General features: G+C 40.1%; 2 protein-coding genes and 2 pseudogenes. All 4 read right to left on the bottom strand.

Annotation, left to right across the window (positions count from 1 at the left end; all coding sequences use genetic code 11):
• Nucleotides 1-204: 204 nt before the first annotated feature.
• Nucleotides 205-1,584, bottom strand: a complete 1,380-nt coding sequence (locus METMK1DRAFT_RS15105; RefSeq protein WP_009075801.1) for an oligosaccharide flippase family protein — start codon at nt 1,582-1,584, stop codon at nt 205-207.
• Between the two features lie 173 nt (nt 1,585-1,757).
• Nucleotides 1,758-2,576: an FkbM family methyltransferase gene (locus METMK1DRAFT_RS15100; protein ID WP_245544662.1), complete on the bottom strand. Its 819-nt coding sequence runs from the start codon at nt 2,574-2,576 to the stop codon at nt 1,758-1,760.
• A 279-nt stretch (nt 2,577-2,855) separates the two neighbouring features.
• A pseudogene (locus METMK1DRAFT_RS15095) lies at nt 2,856-3,822 on the bottom strand (transposase).
• A 107-nt stretch (nt 3,823-3,929) separates the two neighbouring features.
• Nucleotides 3,930-4,427: pseudogene (locus METMK1DRAFT_RS15780) on the bottom strand (IS5/IS1182 family transposase); the annotation flags it as partial.
• Between the last annotated feature and the right edge of the window lie 382 nt (nt 4,428-4,809).

Below are 4,809 nucleotides of genomic sequence, written 5' to 3'. Positions count from 1 at the left end.
TTTTAGTGTTACTGATGTAGGATCAATTAAGTCACTTTCATCCTATAGAAACAAATAGAAATCGCAATGGAGCCCTGAATCGCCTACGAACTCAAAACCGTCTGGGATTTCTAGTTTAGTCCGACCGTAAGTGAAAATCATTATTGTTTTATTTTTGTGTCGGTATTTAAATTTTATTATCTCGCTGAAACCTAGCTGAGTTCTTCATTTCGCTATCAAATAAAGAATCCTAGTTATCCTCTTTAAACTATATGGAGTAAAGCCTTCAATTACCTTAACTTCTTCATTACTTATTATTCTTAATAGTTTGAAACCCAAAAGAACTACTACTAATACTACTTCCCAATTTATGAAAGCTAAAAAAGATAAACCTATCAAAGCAAGGCCTGCAATTTCCTTACTTTCCAGTTTGAATACATCTTGGAAATGAGAAAAGAGTAAGTAAAGAAGGGAAGTGACAATCGCGTTAAAAGCCTGGGCAATTGCCGCTCCGTAGATACCTATCCTAGGAATAAGATAGTAAGACACTCCTACAACCTCTGCTGCGCTAATTATGCCTATAATTATGAAAGGTCTATAATTCCTTTTTGCGGCAATCATAAAAGTGGATAAGAGTTGTAACGGCATCGTTGAAGTTAAGGACAGAATTAACAACTGCATTGAAGGAATACCCGGCACGTACTGTGGGAAGAACTTAGAAATGAAAAGAGGGGAAATAGCGTAACCTAAAATAGCTAAAGGTAGAGAAATTAGGGTGACAATTCTAAAACTCACGGAAGAAATCTCTTTCATGTCCTTTCCCTTTGTGTGATAGTACGTCGAGGAAGGGAGAAGAGAAGAAGAGAAAGATGAGATAAGCATTGATGGAACGACCGCAGCTAAGGCTACTAACTGGTATATACCTAAGTAATAGGAGCCTAAAAGGAAAGCAGTAACTACTCTGTCCCCTTGACCAGAAATGAAATAAACGACGCCGGTTAAGTATATAGGAAAACCTACCTTTGCAATTTCCTTAAACGTAGTCTTGTCAAGAGAGAACTTGAATGGGAGGTAAATTTGATAGTATACAGCTCTCATTACAGCCCCCAAAGTCCAAATCAATATTAGGAGCTCTACACTATGGTAGAAAATAGCTATGATTGAAAAGCCCCACCTGGAAATAGTGAAAACTGCATTACCTACATTAACTTCAGTAAACTTACCTAAACCTGTTAACAATTGGCCTTGATATTTTGTGAAAAGATAGATCACGAAATAGGGGATTGACATCCATAAATATGACGGAAAGAACAAGAGGAAAAGGAGTAGGGGAGATACTAGGAGAGAATAAGAAAGAGATGTGTAGACGAGCTTATCATAACCTTGAGAGGAAGCGTAAGAATGTGAAACTTCCCTTGTAACTAACTGGTATGGAAGGATAGAGAAGAATGCTCCAGTAATTGTCTCCATGAGCTGGATTATTGCAACTTTTCCTACAAAGGATGGAGTAGCGAAGTGTCCCGCTACAAGGAAGAATGCTAATGCAAGAACTGAGTTAAATAACGTTGTGGAAAGGAATTTCAGTGCACCACTTAATGGGTTCACAAAGTGTAAATACTGTGGAAATTTTTAAAGGTTTAGGTATAAAAGGTAGTTAAGCTTTGTGTTTAAAGATAGATTTTATATGGTTATTTATTCAATTAAAAACTATATTGAAGTATTAAATAAATAATTTTTATCGTTTACAATCATGTACATTTTACTGTTAGTACCAAAAATTAGCAAAATTGAATGGTAAGTTTATCATTTTTGTATGCCTTTAAAATCCCTATAGGTTTATTCTCATAGTCTACATTGAACCCTGATTTTCTCAAAATATCTGGAAGATCCTTAGGGTAATCATGAAACTCTAAGATTATATTTTCTATCCTATTTAATATGTCTGCGGGAAGATCTCTTAACACGGTGTATTCGCATCCTTCGCAGTCCATCTTAAGTAAGAATATAGTATCAATATTATATTTTTTAATTATAGATGTAAGAGATATTGTGAACACTTTAATCTTTTGCTCAAATTTCATTCCAGATCCAATAATGTAAGGAGAAGGGTTGACAGCATTTGCATTAGGATTGTCTGAAGAAATAATAAATTCTGTATAACTCTCATAATTAGCTAATGCATAAGGTAATAAAAATACCTTATTTTCTAGATTATTAATTTTTATATTGTATTTTCCAAGTTCATAAGACTCGGGAAAAGGTTCTAGTGCAATAACTTTTTCTGCCCCGTTAATTGCGAAAAAAATAGAAGAGTCTGCATTAGAAGCACCTACATCTATAATAACTCCCCTAAATGTTTTACCGTAGGTCTTCCGTTCATATATTTCGTCTAAATGTAAAATATCCGCTCCTTTCTTAGTTCTGATATTTAAACATATTTCTTTACATGAAATAATGTTATTCTCATATGCTTCCTTAACTTTCCATCCTCTTTCTAGCAGGTTAAGAAGAACATATAGGTCGTAAACACTCCTTAAAAATATCTTATGATTGTCTTTCAGCTCGACTTCTAGAGTATTAACTCTTTTATTGGTCACTGTAAGATACAAAATATCAAACCAATTGTTAACAAATCGTAATAATAATCGCGTAAACCTTATAGATTTGTCTAGTTTGCTAATTAATCCCATTGATCTTTTCATATAATTTTCTTTATTTAAGCCTTTTGTTAGTATTTTTACTTTTAGTGTTGGACATTATCTATGTGTCGAGATTATTGTCATTAATCTATTAAATAATCGGAAGTGTTAGGGCGATTCAGGACTCGGGCGATTCAGGGCTCCTTTGCGAATTGTAATATCTCTGTTGATTTGGACTTATTCAATTGAGGAATTATGAATGTATTTGATCATTTCACGAAGAAATAAGGGATCCTGTAATATTATTACAAGAGCGAGATAACAGGCCGAGAGGTTGTAGTTGAGGGCTACGGCCCGGGCGATCCGGTCCTCCAGGGGGAGTGGCACTTGCCGAACTCTCTGGGAGGGAGTTGAAGGGTTGGTCGGGTTGTTGGACCTGAGGAGGGGCCTCCCTGGGGGCGAGGAGGTAGGAGAGACCCGGGTGGGGCAGGGAGAGGGGTCAAGTGCGTCCCTCACCCTCCTGCATCGTTTGAGGTGGACCGGGCAGGTCTGCCTCGCGACCCGGATCCCGGAGCGGGAGATGGCCTCCTCCACGGCCTTCACCCCGTCGGCTACAACGAGGGTGAGGTTGTACCTCCTCCACAGCCTCACCGGGAGGTCCCAGTAGCTCACGACGTCCTCCTCCCCGGTCAGGACCACAGCACGGCCCTCACACCGTGGTCAGTGAGTCCCAACGCGATTAAGAGGACCCCCCTCCTCCCTCCCCTCAACTTCACGTACTTCCCGTCCACGACCACGTACTTGAAGTCCCCCCTCACCTCCAGCTCCTGGGTCCAGAGCTTGGCGTTCAACTTCCCTCCCAACACGGGCAGGAGGAGGGACCTGAGCACCACCCCCTCCTCCCTGAGCACCTCCTCCTCCACCCTCGTCCTCACCCTCTCCCCTCCCCTGTACATCACGGGTAAGCTCACCGTGACCCACTCCAGCCCGTACACGACCCCCCGGAGGGAGACCTTGAACCCCTTCAAGAGCCTGTACCTGGCGTAACCCCTCCTCCTCACCTCCTTCCCCCTGATGTACCTGGGGGAGTCCTCCTCTCCTCCAGGGCCCTCCTCTCCATCTCAGCTATTTCATTTAATGGCGCGTCCTCCCCAACTACCTCGGGGACGAGCGTGGTCACCACGTGATTGAATGAGTGTCTCATGGTATGACCTAGCGCTCGTCCCCTTTTTAGTGTTACTGATGTAGGATCAATTAAGTCACTTTCATTCTATAGAAACAAATAGAAATCGCAATGGAGCCCTGAATCGCCCACCTCTTAACTTCCTTACCCTTTTCCTTCAAGTCCTTTACTTTGAAGCAGATTCGGCCTCATTACTCGTCACCTCAGCGCTTACTATCTTGAACTCGTCCTTCTCCATAACTACTTCAATCTTAAGGAATTTTGAATCCCTCCTTTTGCCCCACTTTGCTACTATTGTCCTCCTCTTGTTGTGCTTATTCCAGTACCATCATCTACTTCAAGTTCGTCACTCGCTTCAGGGAAATTAATATTCATGTTTCTTACCCTTTCCCATATTGTTAATCTAGGCTTGTCGGTATTATCTTCATTTCAACTAGCGCTTAATACTCCTTCTACTCTGTAAGGTAAGAGCAAGTGTAGGAATGCTAGTCGTTGAACTCCTTTGGTGCCTTGTACTTGGTCTTAGCATACCTGTTCTCTTCCTGGAGTAATTCCCACCAGTGTTCGAAGACGTAGAAGGGGAACATTAGCTTGTGTCTAGTTACCACGTTCTCATCGTACTCCAATCCCTACTGTTCTTCTTTTCCATGGGTAATACTCTGCATAATTACTTAAAAATTTTTGTATAATTCTGAAGCGATCCACAACGTAGAATGTTAAAAAAAACTTAAATCTAATAGGGTGTTAGTTTACTAAAAGGGTGTTATTAATTTTCTTCGATGAAAGGCCTAAGGAAACTAGGGAAAATTTATACGATACAGATGAGGAGCTAAGTTTATTACAATCTGCAATTTCTGAGCCAATAGTTCTCCTACTGGAATAAGAAGAATAGGTAAAACCTCTATTCTGAAAGTTTTCTTAAATAACATAAATTTACCTTATGCTCTAATTGACGCAAGAATTTCACTTTCTTCTTATAGAGCTCTTTATACAATATTTCTGATATAC

It is taken from the genome of Metallosphaera yellowstonensis MK1 (assembly GCF_000243315.1).
Classification (GTDB): domain Archaea; phylum Thermoproteota; class Thermoprotei_A; order Sulfolobales; family Sulfolobaceae; genus Metallosphaera; species Metallosphaera yellowstonensis.
Note: the sequence above shows the minus strand (reverse complement) of the source record. Positions and strands in the feature narration are given on the sequence as shown.